Source organism: Micromonospora ureilytica, from assembly GCF_015751765.1.
Lineage (GTDB): Bacteria > Actinomycetota > Actinomycetes > Mycobacteriales > Micromonosporaceae > Micromonospora > Micromonospora ureilytica.
On sequence record NZ_JADOTX010000001.1, the window covers coordinates 1,052,162 to 1,078,092 of the forward strand.

The 25,931-nt window shown below is 72.6% G+C and carries 4 protein-coding genes; all 4 read right to left on the bottom strand.

What is annotated here, in order from left to right:
• Positions 1 to 15: 15 nt before the first annotated feature.
• The 4 genes from IW248_RS04650 to IW248_RS04665 are packed head-to-tail and all read right to left on the bottom strand — an operon-like array spanning position 16 to position 25,800.
• Positions 16 to 225, bottom strand: coding sequence for an MbtH family protein (locus tag IW248_RS04650; RefSeq protein WP_124820737.1), 210 nt, complete (start codon positions 223 to 225; stop codon positions 16 to 18).
• Positions 222 to 10,991 carry a non-ribosomal peptide synthetase gene (locus IW248_RS04655; protein WP_196925814.1) on the bottom strand — a complete coding sequence of 3,590 codons (10,770 nt, stop codon included), beginning with the start codon at positions 10,989 to 10,991 and terminating at the stop codon, positions 222 to 224. Before IW248_RS04655 ends, IW248_RS04650 begins: the two co-directional genes overlap by 4 nt.
• The gene (locus IW248_RS04660; RefSeq protein WP_196925815.1) at positions 10,988 to 21,397 is read right to left on the bottom strand and encodes a non-ribosomal peptide synthetase; all 10,410 of its coding nucleotides are present in this window, start codon (positions 21,395 to 21,397) and stop codon (positions 10,988 to 10,990) included. The genes IW248_RS04655 and IW248_RS04660 overlap by 4 nt, the downstream gene beginning before the upstream one ends.
• On the bottom strand, positions 21,394 to 25,800 hold the full coding sequence (locus tag IW248_RS04665) for a non-ribosomal peptide synthetase (protein WP_196925816.1): 4,407 nt from the start codon (positions 25,798 to 25,800) through the stop codon (positions 21,394 to 21,396). The genes IW248_RS04660 and IW248_RS04665 overlap by 4 nt, the downstream gene beginning before the upstream one ends.
• Positions 25,801 to 25,931: the final 131 nt, after the last annotated feature.

Below are 25,931 nucleotides of genomic sequence, written 5' to 3' on the forward strand. Positions count from 1 at the left end.
GGTCCGGGCCGCCGGTCAGCGGTCGGCGTCGATCAGGCTCTGCGGACGCATGTCGGTCCAGTTCGCGTTGACGTAGTCGACGCAGTCCTGCCGACCGGCCGGGCCGTGCACGGCCCGCCAGCCCGCCGGCACCTCGGCGAAGACCGGCCACAGGCTGTGCTGGTTCTCGCCGTTGACCAGCACCAGGAACGTGCCATCGGCGTTGTCGAACGGGTTCGTGCTCATCGGATACTCCTCGTGCGGGTGTGCGTTACCAGGGTTTGCAGGGCGTCGAACCAGAGGTGGGCGAGATCGTCCACCGATCCCTCGGGGAACACGCCGTCCGGCCAGCTCCAGGTGGCAACCAGTTGTGGTCCGGTCGCGCGGTCCTCGGTCTGGGCGTTCAGCACCAGTTCGTACGTCTCGGGCATGGCGTCGTCGGCGCCGTTCTCGGCGGCCTCCGCCTCGGGGGCGAACTCCCAGTCGGCGGCCTCCGGGAAGTCGAACCGTCCCATGTAATTGAACTGGATCGGCGGATGCGGCAACGCGGCCAGGGTGGGGGCGGTCACCGGGTTGAGGTAGCGGAGCATGCCGTAGCCCATGCCGTTGTCCGGCAACTGGGCCAGGTCCTCGCGGACCCGCGCCACTGCCTCGGCCACCGCCGCACCGCCGACCGACACATCGATCCCTGCGGTGTCCAGGCAGACCGGGAAGATGTTGGTGAACCAGCCGACGGTGCCGGACAGATCCGCCCCGTCCACCAGGTGCTCCTCCCGTCCGTGGCCCTCCAGCGCGACGAGCACCGCGTCGCCTTCGTCGCCCTGCGCGGCCCGCCACCGGGTGACTGCCACACCCAACGCGCCCAACAGGACGTCGTTGACACCGGCGCCGAGCCCCGCCGGAACGCGGGTGAGCAGGGCCTCGCTGACGTCGGTGGGCAGGGTCAGTGTGATGTCGCGCAGGGTGCCGGCCACGTCGACCGCGGCATCGAGCGGGCGGCGTACCGGCAACGGGTCGCCCCGCCGCACGATCTGCGCCCACCTCGGCAGTTCCGCCACCCGTGCCGGATCCAACGCCCGCTCGGCCAGGCCGGTCGCCCAGCGGCGGAACGACGTGCCTGTCGCTGCGGTCAGCGGTGCACGACCGGCGACCGCGTCCCTCCAGGCCGCGCCGATCTCGGGCAGCAGCACCCGCCACGAGACACCATCCACGACCAGGTGGTGGACCAGCAGCAGCAGGCGGCCCGGCCGGTGCGGGCCGGCGTCCAGCCAGGCGGCCCGGATCATCGCCCCGCTGTCCGGGTCGAGTCCGGCCTGCGCGACGGTCGCCTGCTCGACGACCGCGTCCCACAGGCCACGATCGTCGAGGCCGCTCACGTCGACGCGTACGGTCCAGTCGGCGGCCCGCGACGAGCCCGGCGGCGGCACGGTCACCGACCAGTCGCCGGTGCGGTCCAGCCGGGCCCGCAGCAGGTCGTGCCGGTCGGCGACGGCCTGCAACGCGGCCAGCAACGGCTCCCAACCGAGGCCCGCCGGGACCTGCACGACAGCGGACTGGTTGAACCCGTCGATCGGGCCGTCCACCTCCCGCAGCCACCGCATGACCGGGGTCAGCGGGAACGACCCGACCCCGTCGTCGACCCGGCCACCGGTCCGGTCGAGCACTGTCGCGACCACTGCCAGCCCGGCCACCGTACGCTCCGCGAAGACCTGCCGAGGGGTGAGCCGCAGGCCGGCCGCACGGGCCCGACCGACGAGCTGCATCGCGACGATGCTGTCGCCGCCCAACGTGAAGAAGTCCGCCTCGACATCCACCGAGGGCAGACCCAGCACGGCCGCGACCACCTCGCCCAGGACCCGTTCCCGCTCCGTACGGGGTGCCCGGCCGGCACCCGTCGCGCCGAGGTCGGGCGCGGGCAGCACGGCTCGGTTCAGCTTGCCGTTGGCCAGGGTGGGCAACCGGTCGAGGCGGACCAGGGCGGACGGCACCATGTAGTCGGGTAGTTCGACGGCGACCGCGGCACGCAACGCGGCCAGGTCGAGGCCGTCGGCACCGACCACGTAGCCGGCCAGGAGGCGTACGCCGGGGCGGTCCTCCCGGGCGATCACCACGGCCTCGGTGACGCCGGGCTGCGCGGCGAGCACCGACTCGATCTCGCCCAGCTCCACCCGGAAGCCGCGGATCTTCACCTGTTCGTCGACCCGGCCGAGGTACTCCACCCGGCCGTCCTCGGTCCACCGCACCAGGTCACCGGTGCGGTACATCCGCTCGCCCGCCGCGCCGTACGGGTCGGCGAGGAAACGCTCCGCGGTCTGGTCCGGCCGGCCCAGATAACCACGCGCCAGGCCGGCGCCGCCGACGTACAGCTCGCCGGCCACACCGGTCGGGGTGTGCCGCAGGGCGCGGTCCAGCACGTACGCGCGGGCGCCCGCGACGGCCCGGCCGATCACGGGGGTGGCGGTGTCGCCGATCCGGGCGGCGAGAGCGTCAACTGTCGCCTCGGTCGGACCGTACAGGTTGAACGCCTCGGTGCCGGGCAGCCCGCCCAGGCGCTGCCAGAGCGCGGGCGGCACCGCCTCGCCGCCGACACCGACCACGGCGAGGGGGCAGCGCCCGTCGCGGATCAGGCCGGCGTCGGCGAGTTGCGCGAAGTGCGAGGGGGTCAGCTCGATGAAGTCGATCCCCTCGGCCCGGATCAGCTCGGCCAGCTGCTCCGGGTCGCGTTGCAGTTCCTCGCTGACGATGTGCAGGGCATGCCCGTCGAGCAGCCACAGTTGCGGTTGCCAGGAGGCGTCGAACGCGAACGACCAGGCGTGCCCGACCCGCAGGTGACGGCGGCCGGTGGCGGCGCGGGCGGGCAGGTGCAGCTGCGCGCGGTGGCTCCGGAACAGGTTGACCAGGTTGCGATGGGTGACCACCACGCCCTTCGGGCGTCCGGTGGAGCCGGAGGTGTAGATGACGTACGCCGGGTGCTGGGGGAGGGCCGGACGTACCCGCTCGCCGTCGGTCAGGTCGTGGCCGGCGAGGGTGTCCAACGCCGGGTCGTCGACCAGGACGCGGTCGAGCCCGTCCGCGGTGACACCGACCCCGGAGGCGGTGACCAGCAGGGCGGGCCGCGCGTCGGCGAGCATCGCGGTGACCCGGGCCGGTGGGTAGGCCGGGTCCAGCGGCAGGTAGGCGGCACCGCACTTGAGCACCGCGAGGATCGCGGTGATCGCGTCGGCGGTGCGCGGCAGGGCCAGTCCGACCACGTCCTCGGCGCCGACTCCACGGGCGGCCAGCAGCCGGGCCAGCCGGTTGGCGCGACCGTTGAGTTCGGCGAACGTCAGGCGAACCGTGCCGCAGACGACTGCGGGCGCGTCCGGCGACTCGGCCACCTGCCGTTCGAACAGGACCGCCACGGTCGGGTCGTCGCCGTCGGCGGGCGGTGGTGGGTTCCAGCCGGTGCGGTCCTCGTCCGACACCAGGTCGAGGCGGCCCACCGCGCGGTCCGGATCGGTGGTGAACGCGGTCAGGACGGCGGTGAGCGCGCCGACCAGGCGTCGGGCGACCGGCGGGGCGAACAGGTCGGGACGGAACTCCAGGCCCACCCGCAGCCGCTGCCCCGGGTCGACGACCCAGGTGAGCGGATAGTGGGTGGCGTCCCGCCCACCCGCGTCGACGGCGGCGAGCAGGCTCTCCGGCCCGTCGCCGGTCCGCTCCGGGTAGTTCTCGACGATCAGCAGCGTGTCGAACAGCTCCCCGACCCCGGCCAGGCGTTGGATGTCGGCCAGCCCGAGGTACTGGTGATCGAGCAGCGCCGACTGCTCGTCCTGGAGCCGGGCCAGCAGCCCCGCCACCGGTTCGGCCGGGTCGATGCGCACCCGCACCGGCACGGTGTTGATGAACAGCCCGATCATCGACTCCACGCCTGGCAACTGCGCCGGTCGTCCGGAGACGGTCGCGCCGAAGATCACGTCGTCACGGCCGGTGAGCCGGCCCAGCACGATGCTCCAGGCGGCCTGGACCAGCGTGTTCAGCGTCAGCCCCCGGGAACGGGCCAGGCTGGTCAGGCGCGCGGTCACGGCCTCGGCCAGCTCCTGCTCGACAAGCTCGGGCACCGCCGGTTCCCGTTGCGGGTCGGCCGGGGCGAGCCGGGTGGCGTCGGCGACTCCGTCCAGTGCGGCACGCCACGCCTGCTCGGCGGCGGACCGGTCCTGCCCGACCAGCCAGGCGAGGAAGTCGCGGTACGGCGCCGGGGCGGTGCCGCCGTCGGCGCCCTCGTACAACTCGGAGAGCTGGTCCATCAGCGGCCCTCGGGACCAGCCGTCGAGCAGCATGTGCTGGTGGGTGAGGACCAGCCGGTACGCGTCACCGGTGCGTACCAGCATCATCCGCAGCAGCGGGGCGACCGCCGGATCGAATCGGCGGCCCTCCTCGGCGAGGCAGCGTTGCCAAGCCTCCTCCTGCCGTGCGGCCTCCAGATCGGACAGATCCGCCTCGGCCCAGGGCAGCGTGACACCACGGTTCACCACGGCGACCGGTCGGCCGGAGTCGAGCTGGTGAAACGACGTCCGCAGGTTGGCGTGCCTCTGCAACAGCGCCTGCCCGGCGGCGCGCAGCCGGGCCGGGTCGACGCTGCCGGGCAGGTCGAAGACCATCTGCACGGTGTAGAGGTCGAGGCCGTCGGCGTCGAACGCGGCGTGGAAGAGCAGCCCGGTCTGCAGCGGTGAGAGCGGCAGCACCTCGGCCACGTCCAGGCCCCGCCCAGCAATCTCGGCGATCTCGGCGTCGGTGAGCGTGACCAGCGCACCGCTGCCGCTGGTCACGGTGAACGCCGACCCGGCGGCGGCGGCCAACGCGGCAGGCGTACGCAGTTGGAACACCTGCCGCAGGGTCAGCGACAGACCGGCGGCGCGGGCCCGGCCGACCAACTGGATCGAGATGATGCTGTCGCCGCCGAGGCTGAAGAAGTCGTCCTCGACACCCACAGTGGGCACCGCCAGCACCTGTGCGAACAGGTCGACGAGCACCTGTTCACGCGGGTTGCGCGCGGCCGTGCCGGTGCCCGCAGCGGCGAAGTCGGGCGCGGGGAGGGCGGCCCGGTCCAGTTTGCCGTTGACCGAGACCGGCAACGCGTCGAGGACGACGAACGCGGACGGCACCATGTGCTCGGGCAGCAGCGCCGCGAGCCGGGCCCGCAACAGGGCCTCGTCCAGGTCGCCGGCCACGGTGAGGTACGCGACCAGGTGTGCGACACCCGGCCGGTCCTCGCGCAGCAGCACCACTGCCGAATCCACGTCGGGCTGTCCGGTGAGCGCGGCCTCGATCTCGCCCAGTTCGACGCGCAGCCCACGGATCTTCACCTGGCCGTCGCCGCGACCGAGGAACTCGAGCACCCCGGGCGCGCTCCAGCGCACCTGGTCGCCGGTGCGATACATGCGCGCGCCGGCCGGACCGTACGGGTCGGCGACGAACCGGCCGGCGGTCAGGTCGGGCCGGCCCCGGTAGCCGCGGGCCAACTGCACACCGGCGAGGTAGAGCTCTCCCGGCACCCCCACCGGCACCTGGCGCAGCCCGGCGTCGAGGACTGTCACCCGGGTGTTCCACACCGGCGCGCCGATCGGGACCGTGCCCGTGCCGGTGCCACGCTCGGCGGGCCACGCCGTCACGTCCACCGACGCCTCGGTCGGGCCGTACAGGTTGTGCAGGGCGGCGCCGGGCAGCAGTTCCCGGCACCGATCGGCGAGGACGCTGGGCAGCGCCTCGCCGCTGCACAGGACGCGGCGCACAGCTGTGCAACCGGCCGCGCGGGGCTCGGCGAGGAACGCGGCGAGCATCGACGGCACGAAGTGCACGGTGCTGACCCGTTCCCGTTGGATCAGTTCGGCGAGGTAGACCGGGTCGCGGTGGCCGTCCGGTCGCGCGAGGACGAGGGTGGCGCCGGTGATCAGCGGCCAGAAGAACTCCCAGACCGAGACGTCGAAGCCGGCCGGTGTCTTCTGCAGCACCCGGTCGCCCACCGTGAGGCCGTACTCGTGCTGCATCCAGCGCAGCCGGTTGACGATGCCGGCGTGCTCGATCTCGACACCCTTGGGCACGCCGGTGGAGCCGGAGGTGTAGATGACGTACGCCGGATGCCGGGGACCGGGCGGGGTGAGCCGCACCTCCGGGTCGTCCAGCGGTCCGTCGAGCACGATGGGCGCGTCCGCGTGCGGCAGCCCGGCGACGCGCGACGCGGTGACGCCGACGGTGAGTACCGCGGCGGGCCGCGCGTCGGCGAGCATCGTCGCCAGTCGCGCGTCCGGGTGGTCGAGGTCGAGCGGCAGGTACGCGGCGCCGGCCCGCCCGGCCGCGAGGATCGCCACGACCAGCTCGACCGAACGCGGAAGGGCCAGCGCGACAACGGTCTCCGGTCCGGCGCCGACGGAGGCGAGCACCCGGGCCAGCCGCTCGGTGCGCGCGTCCAGTTCGCGGTAGGTCATCTCGACACCGTCCGGGTCGACGAGCGCCACCGCGTCGGGGGTCGCCGCGACCTGCGCGGCCACCAACTCCGGCAGGGTCGCCTCGGGCAGTTCCCGGATCTCGCCGGTCCCGGCGGCGAGGATCGCCGCGCGCCCGGCCCGGTCGAGCAGGCCGACCCGACCGACCGGGGCGTCCAGCCCGCTGACGAGTTCGTCCACGACTGTGACCAGCGCCGTGGCGAGCCGGCTGGCGTACGCGGAGTCGAACAGATCGGGCCGGTACTCGACGGCGAGGTGCAGGGTCGGGCCGGGCTCGGCGATCAGCGTGAGCGGATAGTGGGTGGCGTCGTGCCCGTCGGTGCCGGTGACCGGCAACCCGTCGTCGTCGGCGTCGCCGTCCGGGTAGTTCTCGAAGACCAGCAGCGTGTCGAACAACTCGCCGTGCCCGGCGATGCGCTGGATGTCGCTGAGGCTGAGGTACTGGTGTTCCATCAGCGCGGACTGCTCGTCCTGGAGGCGGTCGAGCAGCGCGTGGGCGGGCTCGGCCCTGTCGATGCGGACCCGCACCGGCACGGTGTTGATGAACAGCCCGATCATCGACTCGACGCCTGGCAGCTGCGGGGGCCGCCCGGAGACGGTGGCGCCGAAGACCACGTCGTCGCGGCCGGTGAGCCGGGCCAGCAACAGCGCCCACGCGGCCTGCACGATGGTGTTCACGGTGAGACCACGGGCGCGGGCGCTCGCGGTCAACGCCGCCGTCCGGTCCTCGGGCAACTCCACCTCGGCCACTTCGGGAGCCAGCGCGGCACGACGCCCGTCGACGGGCGCGACACGGGTGGGCTCGGCCAGGCCGCCGAGCGCGGCGGCCCAGGCGTCCTCGGCGGTCCGCCGATCCTGCCCGGCCAGCCAGGCGAGGTAGTCCCGGAACGGCCGGCCGGTCACCGGCGCGGTGTCGCCGTCGCGGTACAGGGCGGACAGCTCGGCCAGCAGTGGTCCTCGGGACCAGCCGTCGAGCAGTAGGTGGTGGTGGGTGAGCACGAGCCGGTGGGAGTCCGGGCCGGTACGCGCCAGGGCGAGGCGCAGCAACGGCGCGACTGTCGGATCGAAGCGGCGGCCCTGCTCGGCGAGGAGCCGCTGCCAAGCGTCCTCCCTCGCGTCGCCGTCTAACTCGGACAGGTCGACAGCGGTCCACGGCACGGTGACGGTGGCCGGGACGACGCTGACCGCCGTGCCGGACGTGAGGTGGTGGAACGAGGCGCGCAGGCTGGCCTGCCGGTCGAGCAGGGCCTGACCGGCGGCGCGCAGGCGGGTGGCGTCGATCGGCCCGGTCAGGTCGACCACCATGCGGACGGTGTAGACGTCCGGGCCGGCGTCGTCGAGCAGGCTGTGGAACAGCAGGCCGGTCTGCAACGGCGAGAGCGGCAGCACCTCGCGTACGTCGACGCCGAGGCCGGCCAGTTCACGCCTGTCGGTCTCGGTGAGGGTGACCAGGGACAGGCTCGACGGAACCGCGTCGGCGCCGGTCACGGTGCCGGCGACGGCCACCAGCCGGGCCGGGGTGCGGTGGTGGAACACCTGGCGTGGGGTGATCACCAGGCCGGCGACCCGGGCCCGGCCGACCAGCTGCATCGACATGATGCTGTCCCCGCCGAGGGCGAAGAAGTCATCGTCGATGCCGACCGTGGGCACCTCCAGGACCTCGGCGAACACGTCGCAGAGCAGCTTCTCGCGGGGAGTGCGTGGTGTGCGGCCGCCGCCGTCGGCGGTGAACTCCGGGGCCGGCAGGGCGGCCCGATCCAGCTTGCCGTTGACCGACACCGGCAGCGCGTCCAGGGCGACGAACGCGCCGGGGACCATGTAGTCGGGCAGCGTGGCCGCGACGCCCGCCCGCAGCCGGCCGAGGTCGGTGCCGCCGACGACGTACGCGACGATCCGTTTGACGCCACCGTCGGTACGCAGCACCACGGCGGCCTGCCGGACGCCCTCCTGGCGGGCGACGACAGCCTCGATCTCGCCGAGTTCCACCCGGAACCCGCGGATCTTGACCTGGTGGTCGACGCGACCGACGAACTCCAACGCCCCGTCCGGGGACCAGCGCACCAGGTCGCCGGTGCGGTACATCCGGGCGCCGGGCGCGGCGAACGGGTCCGGCAGGAAACGCTCGGCGGTCAGACCAGGTCGGTTGTGGTAGCCACGGGCCAGGCCGAGGCCGCCCAGGTACAGCTCACCGACGATCCCGGGCGGGACCGGGTTCAGGCCGCTGTCCAGCACGTACGCCAACTGCCCGGGATCGGGGTAGCCGATCGGCACGGTGCCGGTGGAGACCGGCGCGCACTCCCACAGGGTCGCGTTGACGCTTGCCTCGGTGGGCCCGTACGCGTTGAACATGCGCCGGCCGGCGGCGAACCGCTCGGCCAGCCGGGCGGGCACCTCCTCGGTACCGACAAGCATGGACACCCCGAGCGGCAGTCGGCAGTCGGCGGGCAGCGCGCTGAGCACCGACGGCGGCAGAGCCAACTGGGTGACCTCGTGCTTGGTGAGGTAGTCGACGAGCGGCGCGCCGGGAACGCGCAGTTCGGCCGGGACCACCACGAGCGCGCCGCCGGACAGCAGCGCCTGGCACAGCTCCCAGTAGGCGAGGTCGAAGCTGGGCGACGCGAAGAGCAGCACCCGACTGGCCTGCGTGACACCGAGCCGGCGCTGCTGGGTGGCGAGCAGCTTCGCGACGCCCTCGTGGGTGACGACGACGCCCTTGGGCTGGCCTGTCGAACCGGACGTGTAGATGACGTACGCGGCGTCCGAGACGGCGGGCTCGACAAGCGTCACGTCCGGCCCGGACGCGGCCACGTCCACCACGGGAACGTCGTCGGGCAGCGCGTCGGTCAGCTCGGCGCGGGTGATGACGCAGGCCGGCGCGGCGTCCTCCACCATGTAGCGCAGCCGATCGGCCGGGTAGTCCAGGTCGAGCGCGAGGTAGGCGGCGCCGCAGCGCAGTACGCCGACAAGCGCGGTGACCAGGTCGACCGAGCGGGGGAGTGCCACCGCGACGACCTGGCCGGGGCCGACCCCACGGGCGGCCAGCGCCCGGGCCAGCCGGTCCGACCGGACGGCCAACTCGGCGTAGCTGATCTGCTCGTCCTCGCAGATCACGGCGATGTTCTCCGGATACGCCGCGAGCATGTCGGCGAACCGCCGGGGGAAGGTGGTGGCGACGATGCCGTCCGTGCTGCCGTTCCACTCGGTGAGGACGACAGCGCGCTCAGCCGGGTCGAGGATGTCGATCCGGCCGACCGGGGCGCCCGGGTCGGCGGCCATCGTGCTGACGATGCGGATCAGCCGGTCGAGGATGGCGCGGGCGGCGTCGGCGTCGAACACGTCGGCGCGGTGCCGGATCTCCAGATTGATCCGGGGGCCCGGCTCGGCGACCAGCACCAGCGGATAGTGGGTGGCGTCCTCGTCCTGCGCCTCGGTGACCCGCAGTCCGGGCACCGGCTCGGCGGCGTCCGGATCGTCGGGGTAGCTCTCGAAGACGGTGAGCGTGTCGAACAGCTCGCCGTGCCCGGCCAGCCGTTGGATGTCGGCCAGCCCGAGGTACTGGTGTTCCATCAGCGCGGCCTGCTCGTCCTGCAGGCGTACGAGCAGGGCGTCGGCGGGCTCGGCCGGATCGATGCGGACCCGCACCGGCACGGTGTTGATGAACAGCCCGATCATCGACTCGACACCTGGCAACTGCGGTGGCCGCCCGGAGACGGTGGCGCCGAAGACCACGTCGTCGCGACCGGTGAGCCGGGCCAGCAGCAGACCCCAGGCCGCCTGCACCACAGTGTTGACCGTGACGCCGAGGGTACGCGCGAGATCGGTGAGCCGGCCGCTCAGCTCGGCTGGCAGCGCGGTCTCCACCGAGCCGGGGACGACCGGCTCGGGCCTGGTGCCGGCGGGTGCCATCCGGGTCGGTTCGTCCAGCCCGGCGAGCGCGTGCCGCCAGGCAGCGGTAGCCGCGTCCCGGTCCCAGCGGGCCAGCCACGCCAGGTACGCCTTGTACGGGGTGACCGGCGGCAACGAGCCGGGCTTGGCGTACAGGTCGAGCAGTTCCCGCACGAGCAGCGGCGCGGACCAGCCGTCGAGCAGGATGTGGTGGTGCGTGATGGTGAGGCGGTGCGCCGCGTTCCCGAGTCGGGTCAGGGTCATCCGCAGCAACGGCGGCCGGGCCATGTCGAAGCGTTGTTGCTGGTCGGCGGCGCCGAGTCGGTCGAGTTCGGCGTCGCGTTCGGCCTCGGACAGGCCGCTGAGGTCGTGCTCGGCCCAGGGCAGGCGTGCCCGGGTGGGGATCGCGGCGACAGTGGTGCCCTTGGCCGTACGCCGGAACCCGGCCCGCAGGTTGGCGTGCCGGTCGAGCAGCGCCTGCCCGGCGTCGCGAAGCCGGACGCTGTCCAGCGGCCCGGTCAGGTCCAGCGCTGTCGACACGGTGTAGACGTCAGGGGCGTCGGTGTCGTAGAGCGCGTGGAAGAGCAGCCCTTCCTGCAACGGCGACAGTGGCAGGACGTCCTCGAGCCCGGTCTTCTTGGTCACTGCGTCTCCCACTCGGACTCGAGGTCGGCGAATTCGGCCTCAAGGCTGTCGATGTCGGCCTGGCTCAACTCGACCAGGCTCAGGTCGGACGGGGTGTAACCCCCGGATCCCGGATCGGCGGCGAGCGCCCGTAGCGCCGCCTGCCAGCGGCCGGCCAGGTCGCGGACCTGCTCCTCGGTGAGCAGGTCCCGCGGCCAGGTGAAGGTCGCGGCGAGCCGTGGCCCGTCGGCGTGGTCCTCGGTGGTCGCGTTGATCTCCAGCGGGTAGTCGGCGGGCATGCCGTCGTCGGCGCCGCCGCCCCAGCCCTCCCCGGCCGGTTCCCACGGCCCCTCGTCGGCGTTCCCGGCGGCGAACCGGCCGAGGTAGTTGAAGCTGATCAGGGGCTTGTCGTATCCGGCGAGCACGGTGGCCGTCTCGGGGTTGAGGTACCGCAGCAGGCCGTAGCCGACGCCGTTGTCCGGTGCCGCCCGCAACCGCTCCTTGATCGTCTTCAGGGCGTCACCGGGGTGCTCCGTGCCGAGGTCCAGTCGTACCGGGTACTCGCTGGTGAACCAGCCGACCGTGCGGGACAGGTCGGCGCCGGCCACCAGGTGCTCCTCGCGGCCGTGCCCTTCGAGCATGACCAGCCAGCCGGCGCCGCCGGCCCAGTCGCGTAGCGCCAACGCGAGCCCGGTCAGCAGCACGTCGCCGACGCCGGCGTGGAAGCCGGTGGGCACCGTGGTGAGCAGCGGCTGGGTCTCCTCCGGTGGCAGTTCGATGGTGATCTCGTCGCAGGTGCCGGTGCGGTCGCGGGTCCGGTCGAGGGGTCGGCTGCCCAGCGGGGCGCGCGGCCCGGCCAGAACCTCGGCCCAGTACGGCAGTTGCGCCACGGTCTTCGCGTCGCGGGAGAGGCCGTCGAGTTCCCGGGCCCAGCGGCGGAACGAGGTGCCGGTGGGCGGGAGGGTGATCGGGGTTGCCGCCTGCCGGGCCGCCCAGGCGGCAACGAGGTCGGGCAGCAGGACCCGCCAGGACACTCCGTCCACGGCGTAGTGGTGCACGACGAGCAGCACGTGCCCGGGTTCGAGCAGCACCGCCTGGAGCATGACGCCGCGGGCGGGGTCGAGCCGGTCGCGGGCAGCGGCGGCGATCGCGGGCAGGTCCTTTTCGTCGTACGAGGCCACCCGCACGACGTCGACAGGCGCGCCGGGCTCGGGGATTCGCACAGCGTCCTCGGTCACCCGGGCGCGCAGCAGGTCGTGGCGATCCACAAGCGCCTGTAGCACCTCGGCCAGCCCGGCCGCGGTGAGCCCGGCCGGGGCGTGCAGCAGCATCGACTGGCTGTATCCGGTGGTCGGGCCATCCACCTCGGCGAGCCAGCGCATCACCGGGGTGAGCGGCGCGCTCCCGTACGCCTCGCGTGGGTCCTCGGTCACCGCGACCTCGACGGTGGCGGCCTGGGCGAGGCCGGCCGGGGTCTTGTGCCGGAACACGTCCCGTGGGCTGATGCCGAGGCCGGCCGCACGGGCGCGGCTGACCAGTTGGATCGAGACGATGCTGTCCCCACCCATTGCGAAGAAGTCGTCGTCGATGCCGACCGACGGCAGGCCCAGCACCTCGGCGAACAGGTCACACAGGTGTTGTTCGCGGTTGTTGCGGGCGGCCGTGCCGCCGACCAGTTGGGAGAAGTCCGGGGTGGGCAGCGCGGCTACGTCGAGTTTGCCGGCGATGGTGCGGGGCAGCGCGTCGACCTGGACGAACGCCGACGGGATCATGTAGTCGGGCAGCGTGGCCCGCAGCCGGTCGGTGTCGACCGGTCCGCCGACCACGTAGGCGACGAGTCGGCCGTCGCGGACCACCACGGCGGCTTGGCCGAGGGCGGCCTCGATCTCGCCCACCTCGATCCGGTAGCCGCGGACCTTTACCTGCCCGTCGGCGCGGCCGGCGAACTCCAGCACCCCGTCCCGGTCGAACCGGGCGAGGTCTCCGGTGCGGTACATGCGCGCGCCGGCGGGACCGAACGGGTCGGCCACGAACCGCTCGGCGGTGAGCCCGGCCCGGTTCAGGTAGCCGTGTGCCAACCCGGCCCCGGCGACGTACACCTCGCCGAGCACCCCCGGCGCCACCGGCTGCAATCCGGCGTCGAGCAGATAGGTCCGCACGTTGGCCAACCGGTACGCCGACCGGTCCGGACCGTGCCATCCGTAGGCGTCCACCGATGCCTCGGTCGGCCCGTACAGGTCGTGACAGGTCAACCCGGGTGTGGCACAGACCCGCTGCCACAACTGCCCGTCGATGGCCTCACCACCGACGAGCAGCACGCTCAGACCGGCGTCCAACACACCTGCCGGAATCAACTCCCGCAGATAGGTGGGCGTCACGTCCAACACGTCGACGTGGTGGCGGCGGACGTAGCCGACCAGGGCGGCGTCGTCGCGGTACTCGTCGTCGTCCAGGACGTGCAGGGTGTGCCCGTCGAGCAGCCAGATCAGCGGTTCCCACGACCCGTCGAACGTGAACGACGCGACGTGCGCCACCCGTCGCCGCGGCCCGGCCATCAGCCGCTCACGATGCGAGCCGAACAGGTTCACGATCCCCCGGTGGGGCACCACCACACCCTTTGGCCGCCCCGTCGACCCCGACGTGAAAATCACATATGCGGGGTCGTCCGCCCGAGGGCGGGTGGTGCCGCCGATCGGACCCTCGAAGACTGTGGGGTCGTCTAGCAGCAGGCGGGCGGTGCCGGGCGGTAGGGACGTGTCGCCGGTGGTGAGCACAAGCGTCGGCGCGGCGTCGTCGAGCATCGCGGCGATCCGGTCGGTCGGCTGGTACGCGTCGAGCGGCAGGTACACCGCACCCGCCTTGAGCACGCCCAGGATCGCCGGAACGGTGAGCGGGCGGGGGACCGCGAGCGCGACCAGGTGCCCTCGGCCCACGTCGCGTCCGGCCAGCACCCCGGCCAGCCGGGACGACCACCCGTCCAGCTCGGCGAACGTCCAGGACCGGCCACCGGAGACCAGCGCCACGGCCGTGGGCGTGGTTGATACCTGTGTCTCGAAGAGGTCCACGATGGACCCCGGCGGGATGGTCGCGCTGACGTCCGCGTCGAAGAGCCGATCCCGTTCGTCAGGGCTCAGGACGTCGATTCGGCTGACCACCGCCGACGGGTCGGCGGCGACAGTGGCGAGGACCCGCTGCAACCGCTCGACCAGGGTGTGGGCGGTCGTGCGGTCGTACCGGTCGGTGGCGAATTCGAGGCTTCCCTCGATGCCGCCGTCCGGGGCGTCGGCGAAGTCGAAGGAGAGGTCGAACATCGCCGTACGGTGTCCGACGGGTTCGGGCCGTCCGGTCAGCTCGCCGAGCGTCCAGGTGTCACCCCCGCCGGGCAGGTAGGAGACCATCGTCTGGAACAGGGGGTGCCGGCTCAGGGACCGGACCGGGTTCAGTGCTTCGACCAGGTGCTCGAACGGTACGTCCTGCCTGTCGAACGCGGCGAGGTCGGTCTCCCGTACCCGGGCCAGCAGTTCCTGGAACGACGGGTTACCCGAGGTGTCGGTGCGGAGCACGAGTGTGTTCACGAAGAAGCCGACGAGGTCGTCCAGTGCGGCGTCCGGGCGGCCCGCCACCGGCGCGCCCAGCGGCACGTCAGTACCTGCGCCCAACCGCGACAGCAGGACCGCCACCGCCGCCTGCACCACCATGAAGAGGCTGGTGCCTGTCGATCGGGCCAGGTGGCGGAGGTCGCGGGCCACCGCGTCGGGCAGGACGAAGTCGACGAGGTCGCCGCGGTGGCTGGCCTCGGCGGGGCGGGGCCGGTCGGCCGGCAGGTCCACCTCGTCGGGCAGCCCGGCCAGGGCCTCCCGCCACGCTCGCACCTGTTCGGTCAGGTCCGCGGACTGCTCGCGCTGCCAGAGGGCGAAGTCGGCGTACTGCACGGGGAGCGGTCGGAACGCCGGGGCGCGTCCGGCGCGGCGCGCCTCGTACGCCGCGGTGAGGTCGGCGCGCAACGGTTCGTCGGACCACTCGTCGCCGGCGATGTGGTGCAACAGCAGGAGCAACACGTGCTCGTCCGGTGCCACCCGGAACACGTCGACCCGCAGCGGCGGCTCCCGATCGAGCGCGAACGCGTGCTCGGCGGCGGCGTCGACGTCGCCGCCCTCGTGGAACGCGACAGGGACGGCGTCCGGTTGGAGGATGTGTTGGTAGGGGGCCCCGTCGACGTCCGGGAAGATGGTGCGGAGGGTTTCGTGTCGGGCCACCACGTCGCCGACGGCGGCGATCAACGCGTCGGTGTCGAGACGGCCCCGCAGTCGCCAGGCGATCGGGATGTTGTACGTCGGGTTCGGTCCTTCGAGGCGGTAGAGGAACCACAGCCGTTGTTGGGCGTACGACAGCGGCACCCGGTGCGGGCGCGGCCGTGCCACCAGCGGTGCTCGACTCGATCCGACCAGCCTCGGCAGCAGAGCCGCCACTGTCGGTGCGTCGAACACCGCTCGGACCGGCAGTTCCACGCCCATGACGGCCCGCACCCGGCCGGCGAGGCGCATCACCAGCAGCGAGTGACCGCCCAACGCGAAGAAGTCGTCGTGGATGCCGACCGACGGCAGGCCCAGCACCTCGGCGAACAGGTCGCACAGGTGTTGCTCGCGGCTGTTGCGGGCGGCCGTGCCGCCGACCAGTTGGGAGAAGTCCGGGGTGGGCAGCGCGGCTACGTCGAGTTTGCCGGCGATGGTCCGGGGCAACGCGTCGACCTGGACGAACGCCGACGGGATCATGTAGTCGGGCAGCGTGGCCCGCAAGCGGTCCAGGTCGACCCCGCCGACCACGTAGGCGACGAGTCGGCCGTCGCGGACGACGACTGCGGCTTGGCCGAGGGCGGCCTCGATCTCGCCCACCTCGATCCGGTAGCCGCGGACCTTGACCTGTCCGTCGGCGCGGCCGGCGAACTCCAGCACCCCGTCCCGGTCGAACCGGGCCAGGTCCCCGGTGCGGTACATGCGCGCGCCGGCGGGGCCGAACGGGTCGGCCACGAACCGTTCTGCGGTGAGCCCGGCCCGGTTCAGGTAGCCGTGCGCCAACCCGGCCCCGGCGACATACACCTCGCCGAGCACCCCCGGCGCCACCGGCTGCAATCCGGCGTCGAGCAGATAGGTCCGCACGTTGGCCAACCGGTACGCCGACCGGTCCGGACCCTCCCACCCGTAGGCGTCCACCGATGCCTCGGTCGGCCCGTACAGGTCGTGACAGGTCAACCCCGGTGTGGCAGAGACCCGTTGCCACAACTGCCCGTCGATGGCCTCACCACCGACGAGCAGCACACTCAGACCCGCGTCCAACACACCTGCCGGCACCAACTCCCGCAGATAGGTGGGCGTCACGTCCAGCACATCGATGTGCTGTTCACTCAACCGCGACACGAGAACACCCGGATCGCGGTACTCGTCATCATCGAAAACGTGCAGGGTGTGTCCGTCGAGCAGCCAGATCAGCGGTTCCCACGACCCGTCGAACGTGAACGACGCGACGTGCGCCACCCGTCGCCGCGGACCGGCCATCAGCCGCTCACGATGCGAGCCGAACAGGTTCACGATCCCCCGGTGGGGCACCACCACACCCTTCGGCCGCCCCGTCGACCCCGACGTGAAAATCACATACGCCGCGTCGTCCGCCGACGGCGCACCCACGAACGGCGTCGCCTCCGGTACCGCCGAACCCACCACCAGTCGAGGGCCCGACCAGGGCACGTCGGTGTCCCCGGTGGTGACCAGGATCGCCGGCTGGGCGTCGTCGAGCATCGCAGTGATCCGGTCGGTCGGCTGGTACGCGTCGAGCGGCAGGTACGCCGCACCCGCCTTGAGCACGCCGAGGATCGCCGGGACGGTGAGCGGGCGGGACGTGGCCAGCGCGACGAGGCCGCCCGCGTACGCGGCGAGCGCACCGGCGAGCCGCGACGACCAGTGGTCCAGCTCGGCGAACGTCCAGGCGCGTCCGCCGGAGACCAGGGCCACCGCGTCGGGCCTGGCGGCCGCCTGCGCGACGAACAGGTCCACGATGGAGTTCGTGGGGATCGGCGTGGCGGCCTCCACGGCCAGCAGCCGCGAACGCTCGGCCGGGGCGAGCACGTCGATCCTGCTCACCACCGCCGCCGGGTCGGCGGCGACCGTGGCGAGGACCCGCTGCAACCGCTCGACCAGGGTCCGGGCGGAGGAACTGTCGTACCTGTCGGTCGCGTACTCCAGTTCGGCACGTATGCCGCCGCGGGTCTCGAAGAAGTCGAATGACAGATCGAACATCGCGACGTGCTGGCGCACCCGCTCGGTCTCGACGCGCAGCGACCCGAGGTGCCAGGCGCCGTCGGCCTCGCCGAGGTAGGAGACCATCGTCTGGAACAGGGGGTGCCTGCTCAGGGACCGGACCGGGTTCAGCGCTTCGACCAGGTGCTCGAACGGCACGTCCTGCCTGTCGAACGCGGCGAGGTCGGTCTCCCGTACCCGGGCCAGCAGTTCTTGGAACGACGGGTTACCCGATGTGTCGGTGCGGAGCACGAGTGTGTTCACGAAGAAGCCGACGAGGCCGTCCAGTGCGGCGTCCGGGCGGCCCGCCACGGGCGCGCCCAGCGGCACGTCAGTACCCGCGCCCAACCGCGACAGCAGCACCGCCACCGCCGCCTGCACCACCATGAACATGGAGGTGCCGGTCGACCGGGCCAGCGCACGCAGCCGTTCGGTCACCTCGGCGGGCAGCGTGAAGTCGACAACGTCGCCGCGGTGGCTGGCCTCGGCGGGGCGGGGCCGGTCGGCCGGCAGGTCCACCTCGTCGGGCAGCCCGGCCAGCGCCTCCCGCCATCCGTCGACCTGCGCGGTGAGCGCGCTCGACTCCTCGCGCTGCCACAGCGCGAAGTCGGCGTACTGCACGGGCAGGGGCGGGAACGCCGGCGCCAGTCCGGCGCAGCGGGCCGTGTAGGCGGCCACGATGTCCCGGCGCAGCGGCACGTCCGACCATTCGTCGCCGGCGATGTGATGCAACAGCAGAAGCAGCACATGCTCGTCCGGTGCGATCCGGAAGAGCCAGGCGCGCAGTGGCGGCTCGTGGTCGAGACGGAATCCGTACGCCCCGATCTCCGCGAGCCGTTCGGGGAGGTCCGCCTCGGCGATGTCCGCCACCGGCACCGCGACCGATTCGGCGGGCAGGACGCATTGGTACGGCTCACCGCCGTCCTGGTCGCCGAAGATGGTGCGGAGGGTTTCGTGTCGGGCCACCACGTCGCCGACGGCGGCGATCAACGCGTCGGTGTCGAGACGGCCACGCAGTCGCCACGCGATCGGGATGTTGTACGTCGGGTTCGGTCCTTCGAGGCGGTAGAGGAACCACAACCGTTGTTGGGCGTACGACAGCGGCACCCGGTCCGGGCGCGGCCGTGCCACCAGCGGCGCTCGACTCGATCCGACCAGCCTCGGCAGCAGACCCGCCACTGTCGGTGCGTCGAACACCGCTCGGACCGGCAACTCCACACCCATGACGGCCCGCACCCGACCGGCGAGGCGCATCACCGACAACGAGTGACCGCCCAACGCGAAGAAGTCGTCGTCGATGCCCACCGACGGCACGCCCAGCACCTCGGCGAACAGGTCGCACAGGTGTTGCTCACGGGTGTTGCGGGCGGTGCGACCCACGCTTGACCCGGCGAAGTCCGGAGCCGGCAACGCGGCCACGTCAAGCTTCCCGGCCACCGTCCGGGGCAGTGCGTCCATCTCGACGAACGCCGACGGGATCATGTAATCCGGCAACGTCTCCCGCAGCCGGTCGGTGTCGACCGGCCCGCCCACCACGTACGCGACGAGTCGGCCGTCGCGGAGCACCACGGCGGCCTGGCCGAGGGCGGCCTCGATCTCGCCCACCTCGATCCGGTAACCGCGGATCTTTACCTGTCCGTCGGCGCGGCCGGCGAACTCCAACACCCCGTCCCGGTCGAACCGGGCCAGGTCCCCGGTGCGGTACATCCGCGCACCCGCCGGACCGAAGGGGTCGGCCACGAACCGCTCCGCCGTCAGCCCGGCCCGGTTCAGGTACCCGTGCGCCAACCCGGCCCCGGCGACGTACACCTCGCCGAGCACCCCCGGCGCCACCGGCCGCAACCCGCCGTCGAGGACGTACGTGCGCACGTTCGCCAGTCGATACGCCGACCGGTCCGGACCCTCCCACCCGTAGGCGTCCACCGATGCCTCGGTCGGCCCGTACAGGTCATGACAGGTCAGCCCCGGAGTGGCCGACACCCGCTGCCACAGCTGCCCGTCGATCGCCTCACCACCGACCAGCAACACACTCAGACCCGCGTCCAACACACCCGCCGGAACCAACTCCCGCAGAAACGTGGGCGTCACGTCCAGCACGTCGATCCGCTGCTCACGCAGCTGGCCGACCAGCGCGGCGGCGTCGTGGTAGACGTCGGAGTCGATGACGTGCAGGGTGTGTCCGTCGAGCAGCCAGATCAGCGGTTCCCACGACCCGTCGAACGTGAACGACGCGACGTGCGCCACCCGTCGCCGCGGACCGGCCATCAGCCGCTCACGATGCGAGCCGAACAGGTTCACGATCCCCCGGTGGGGCACCACCACACCCTTCGGCCGCCCCGTCGACCCCGACGTGAAAATCACGTACGCCGCGTCGTCCGCCGACGGCGCACCCACGAACGGCGTCGCCTCCGGTACCGCCGAACCCACCACCAGCCGAGGGCCGGTCCACTGCGGGGCCGGGTCGTCGCCGGCCGCTACCACCAGCACCGCCGGGGCCGCGTCGTCGAGCATCGCCGTGATCCGGGCTGTCGGCTGGTTCAGGTCGATCGGCAGGTAGGCCGCCCCGCTGTCGAGCACGCCGAACACCGCCGGCACGGTGAGCGCCCGTGGCAGCGCGAGCGCGACCCGGTCGGTTCGCGTGACGCCGTGCTCGCGCAACGCCCCGGCCAGTCCGGCAGCCCAGCGCTCCACGTCGGCGAAGGTCCACTCGCGTCCGTCCGCGACGAGAGCGACAGCTGTGGGCGTCCGGGTCGCCTGCTCGTGGAACAGCGCGCTGACCGTGGTGTCGGGCACCGGCCTGGCGGTGTCGTTCCAGCCCCGCAGGACGCGGTCCCGTTCCGCCGAGGTCAGCACGTCGACCGCGGCTAGGGGCGCGTCCGGGGCGTCGCAGATCCGGGTCAGCACCAGGGTCAGCCGGTCCAGCAGCGTCCCGGCGGCGTCCCGGCCGATCAGGTCGGCGCGGTACTCCAGGTCGAGGTGCAGCCGGTGGCCGGGACGCGCGGTCAGTGTCAGGGGATAGTGCGCGCAGTCGCGGACGTCCGCGCCGGTGACGCGTACGCCGTCGACCGGCTCCGGTAGCGACTCGCCCAGCGGGTAGTTCTCGAAGACCGTCAGGGTGTCGAACAGCTCGCCGTGCCCGGCCAGCCGCTGGATCTCGGCCAACCCGAGGTGCTGGTGCTCCATCAGCCGCACCTGCCCGTCCTGCAGGCGGCGCAGCACTGTCGCCACCGGCGCGGCCGGATCCAGGGTGATGCGTACCGGAATGGTGTTGATGAACAGACCGATCATGGTGTCGGCACCGGGGAGGTCCGGCGGACGACCGGCGACTGTCGCGCCGACCACCACGTCGTCGCGTCCGGTCAGCGCCCCGGCCACGACCCCCCAGGCACCCTGGACGATGGTGTTCATGGTGAGCCCACGGGCACGACCGAGTGCGGTGAGCCGCGCGGTCAGTTCGACCGAGAGGTCACGCACGAGGCGTTCCGGCACCACCGCCTCGGCCGGGGGACGCCCGGCGAGCACTGTCGGCCCGTCCAGCCCGGCCAGTGCCTCGCGCCACGCGGCCTCGGCCGCCGGACGGTCCTGAGCGGCGGTCCAGGCGAGGTAGTCGCGGAAGTCGGCGGGCTCCGGCAACAGGTCGCCCCGGTACAGGGCGATCAGCTCGTCCAGCAACAGCGGCACCGACCAACCGTCGAGCAGCAGGTGGTGGTGGGTGATCACGAGCCGGTGCCGGTGCGGACCGAGGCGGACCAGTGTCATCCGCAGCAGTGGCGCGGTCGCCGGGTCGAGCCGGGTCGCGAGGTCCGTGTCGAGGAATCCGGGGAGTTCGTCCTCGGCCAGGGTCAGGGCGGACCAGGGCAGTGGCACGTGCCGCGGCACCACGGCCACGGACTGCCCGTTCTTCCGGCGGCGGAAGGCCACCCGCAGGTTGGGCCGACGGTCGAGCACTGACTGCCCGGCGGCCCGCAGCCGCTCGGCGTCCAGTGGCCCGTCCAGGGCGACTGTCAACTGCCCGGTGTAGACGTCCGGGCCGTCCGCGGCGAGATGCGCGTGGAACAGCAGCCCCTCCTGCAGCGGGGTCAGCGACAGGATGTCGGCGATCCCGGAGGCCTGCCCGGGAGTGGCGGTCGCGGTCACGAAAGCTCCCATTCGGCCTCGAACTCGTCGATCTCGTCCTGGCTGAGCGTCAGCGTCAGGTCGGACGGGGTGAGCCCGCCGGCGGCCGGGCCGCGGGCATGCACGACGAGCGCCTCCAGCGCGGCGAACCAGGCCGCGGCGAGGTCGGCGACCGCCGCGTCGTCCAGCAGGTCACGCGGGTACGCCCAGGTCACACCCAACTCCGGGCCGGCCGTGGTGTCCTGCACGTACGCGTTGATCTCCAACGTGTACGGCGCGACAGGCATGCCGAGGTCGAACCCGCCGGCCAGGATGCCGTGCCCCGCCACCGGCGTCCAGCTCTCGCCGTCGCCGGACGAGGCGGTGAACCGACCGAGGTAGTTGAAGCTGACCTGCGGCGCGGGGCGGCCGGCCAGCTCAGGCTCGGTATCCGGATTGAGGTAGCGCAGCATCCCGTACCCGATGCCGTGGTCCGGGATGGCCCGCAGCTGCTCCTTGAGCCGCTTCAGCGCGATGCCGGCGCTCGGTCCACCGGCCAGCGCGTCGGCGACATCGATGTCACCGGGGTCGAGGCGGACCGGGAAGACTGTGGTGAACCAGCCGAGCCCCGGAGTGAGGTCGGCGTTCGCGACGACCTGCTCCTCCCGGCCGTGCCCCTCCAACGCGATGAGCACCGAGCGCTCGGTGCCCTTCCCGTGTCGGGTCCGCCAGTCGATCATCGCCAGAGCGAGCGCGGTGAGCAGCACGTCATTGATGCCGGCGTGGAAGGCTGCGGCAACCGTGGTGATCACCGGTTCGGTGGTCGCGGCGGGCAGCCGTACGGTGTGCCGGGCGACAGTGGCGAGGTCGTCCACCGGCCGCAGCGGGCGCCGCGTCAACGCCGGGTCCGCGCCGGTCAGGATGCGCTGCCACAGCGCCAGTTCCGCTGTGCGTTCCGGGCGCCGGGCCGCCTCGGTGAGTTCCGTGGCCCACCGCCGGAAGGACGTGCCGGTGCGTTCCAGGACCGGGGTACGACCAGCCAACCGCCGCTCCCAGGCGGTGGCGAGGTCGGCCGGCAGGATCCGCCACGAGACGCCGTCCACGATGCTGTGGTGGATGACCAGCAACAGCCGGCCCGGCGCGGAGTCCCCCCTGTCGAACCAGACGGCCTGGGCCAGCACACCCCGCTCGGGGTCGAGCCGGCCGGCGGCGGCCTGCTCCTCGACCTCGATCACCGCTGCGGGTTCGGCCCGCCGCAGCCACGACCGGCCGGTGCCGCGCGGCGCGACGTGCAGCCGGCCCGGTGCCGTGGGGGTGGCGCGGACGAACCGCGAGCGCAGCAGGTCGTGCCTGTCGGTGAGCGCGTTCAGCACGGCGGCCAGGTCAGCCTCGGTGGCTCCCGCCGGGGTCGCGAGCACGATCGACTGGCTGAACGCGTCGATCGGGCCGCCGGTCTCGTCGAGCCACCGCAGGATCGGCGTGAACGGAATGTCGCCCACACCGTCGTCGGGCTGGTCCTGGGTGCCGGCGTCGAGGTCGGTGACGACCTCGGCCAACGCGGCCACCGTCCGAAGCTCGAACACCTGGCGTGAGGTGCAGACCAGCCCCGTCGCGCGGGCGCGCAGCACGAACTGGATGGAGACGATGCTGTCCCCGCCCAGGCTGAAGAAATCGTCCTCGATGCCGACGCCGGGGACGCCCAGGACGTCCGCGTACAGCTCGCAGAGCACCCTCTCCCGTGGCGTGCGGGGGGCGGTGCCGGTGGCCTGGGCGGCGTAGTCCGGTGCTGGCAACGCGGCCCGGTCGAGCTTGCCGCTGGTCAGCACCGGCAGTCGGTCCAGCAGCACGAAGCCGGTCGGCACCATGTAGCTGGGCAGCCAGGACTCGGCGTGCAGGCGCAGCGCCTTCACCAGCGCCGTCGGATCGGCGACCGCGGTCAGGGTGTTGGCGTGCGCGACCACGCCACCGCGACGGTAGGCGTGGCGGGGCTCGGCGCCGCGTTGGAAGACGACGTCCAGATCCCCGCTGATCGAGGAGCCGTCCCAGGTCACCACGGCGCGGTAGCCGAATGCGTCGGCCAGCGCGTGGAAGTCCTCGACGGACGGGGCGAATTTTCCACCCAGGCGGGCGTTCGGCACACCTGTGATCCGCAGCCGCTGCGGGCCGACCGCCAGCTGGTCCCGGACGTCGTCCAAGCGCCCGGTCCAGGCGTACGTCGCCTCGGCTGTGGGCGCGGGCGTGGGCGCGGTGGTCAGCACGACGTCGTAGCGGTAGCGGCTCAGCTCGTTGTCGTAGCCGCCCCGCTTGACCCACACCTCGGCGCCCCGGATCGATCCGCTCGGCAGCGCGGCGAAGTAGTCCGGGTCGAGCAGTAGCTCGCGTTCGGCTCGGACCGCCGCCTCGACCGCGGCGTCCAACTCGGCGGGGGCGACGCCACGGCTGGCCTGGATCGCCTCGTGCAGCATCCGGTGCAGGCGCAGGTTACGGACGTCCCCGACGAAGATCACACCGCCGGGGGCGAGTCGCTCGGCTGCGGCACGCAGCACGCCGGTCAGGTAGTCGGCGCTCGGGAAGTACTGCACCACCGAGTTGATGACGACAGTGTCGAACCAGCCGGTCGGCACCCCGGTCAGGTCGTGGGCCGGTTGGGCGCGAAGCGTGACCCGTTCGTCGAGCCCCGGGATCGTCGTCACTGCGGCACGCAACGTGTCGATGGCCTGCTCGGAGAGGTCCAGCCCCCAGTAGCTCTCACACTCCGGGGCCAGTCGCGACAGCAGCAACCCGCTGCCGACGCCGATCTCCAGGACGCGTCGGGGCCGCAGCGACCGGATCCGGTCGACTGTGGTGTCCCGCCACTCGCGCATCTGCTCCAACCCAATGGGCGAGCCGTCGAAGCTGCTGTTCCATCCGGTGAAGTTCTCGTCGAAGCGCTCGACCCGGCCGGCCTGGTAGAGCAGTTCGTGCAACTCCTTCCACTCGGCGACCTGACTGTCGGCCCGGTCCTCCGGTGCGTCGTCCTCGCTCGGTACGACGTAGGCGGCCAGCCGCACGTCACCCGGGCGGTCCTCGCGGGCCAGCACGGTGACCTGGCCGACGTTCGGGTGGCGGGCCAGCACCGACTCGATCTCGCCCAGCTCGATGCGGTATCCACGCACCTTCACCTGGTCGTCGACCCGCCCGAGGAAGTCCAGCCGTCCGTCGGCACGCCAGGTCGCCACGTCGCCGGTGCGGTACATCCGTCGGCCGGGTGGCCCGTACGGGTCGGCGAGGAACCGCTCGGCGGTCAGGTCCGGCCGGTTGACGTAGCAGCGGGCCAGGCCCGGACCGGCGAGGTAGAGCTCGCCGGGCACACCGGGCTCGACCGGCCGCAGCGCGTCGTCGAGCACGTAGGCGTCGGTGCCCGGGTCGGGACGTCCGATCGGGACGGAGGAGCCGTCGATCCGCTCCGGGTCACACTCGCCAAGCGTGGAGTTGACGGTGGCCTCCGTCGGGCCGTACGCGTTGAACATGCGGCGGCCTCGCGCCCAGCGGGCGACCAGTTCCGGCGACACCCGTTCGGTGCCGGCCAACAGGATGCCCGGTGGCAGTTCACACTCCGGGGGCAGCGCGGCCAGCAGCGCCGGTGGCAGGATCATGAAGTTGACCCGGTGCCGGATCGCGTACTCGGTGAGCGCCGGTCCGGCGACGCGGCGGTCGGCGGGGACGATGACCAGCCGCCCACCGGAGAGCAGGGCCAGGCAGAGATCCCAGAACGCCACGTCGAAGCTCGGCGAGGCGAAGTGCAGGACCCGGACGTCGGGGGTGAGCCCGAACCGCTCGAACTGGGTGGAGAGCAGCTTGGCCACGCCGGTGTGGGTGAGCAGCACCCCCTTGGGCCGGCCGGTCGAGCCCGAGGTGTAGATGACGTAGGCGGCGTGGTCGACCCGCAGGCCGGGGCGTTCGGGGTCGTCGGTCGACGCGTTCGCCAGTTCAGCCGCCACTTCTGGGGTATCGAGCAGCAGCCGGGGCACACCATCGACCCGGGGGAGCCGGTCGGCCACCTCGGAGGTGGTGACCAGGCAGACCGGCCGCGCGTCGCCGACCAGGTAGGCGAGCCGCTCGGCCGGGTCGGCCGGGTCCAGCGGAAGGTAGGCGCCGCCGGCCTTCAGCACGGCCAGCTCCGCCACGATCATGTCGACCGAGCGCGGCACGGCGAGCCCGGCCACCCGATCCGGGCCCAGCCCTCGGGCGACGAGCAGGTGCGCCAGCCGGTTGGCCCTGGCGTCCAGCTCGGCGTAACTGACCTCGATGTCCTCGAAAACGACAGCTACCGCGTCGGGGTTGCGTCGAGCCATCGTCGCGAAGGCGTCCGGGAGTGTGGTCGGCGCGACGGTCAGCGGGCCGCCAGTGGAGTGTGACTCCCGGTCCGCCACGGTGCCGCCGGTGCTGCCACCGATGATCTGCATACAGTCGCTCCTGAGGGCCGGGGCGGTTGAAGTCAGTAAGGCAAGCCTGCCCTAAATGTGTGGATCCGGGGCGCGACGGATCCGGGGCCCGGCCCATCGGCGCGAACCCCGGAGGCCCGAACGAATCAGCG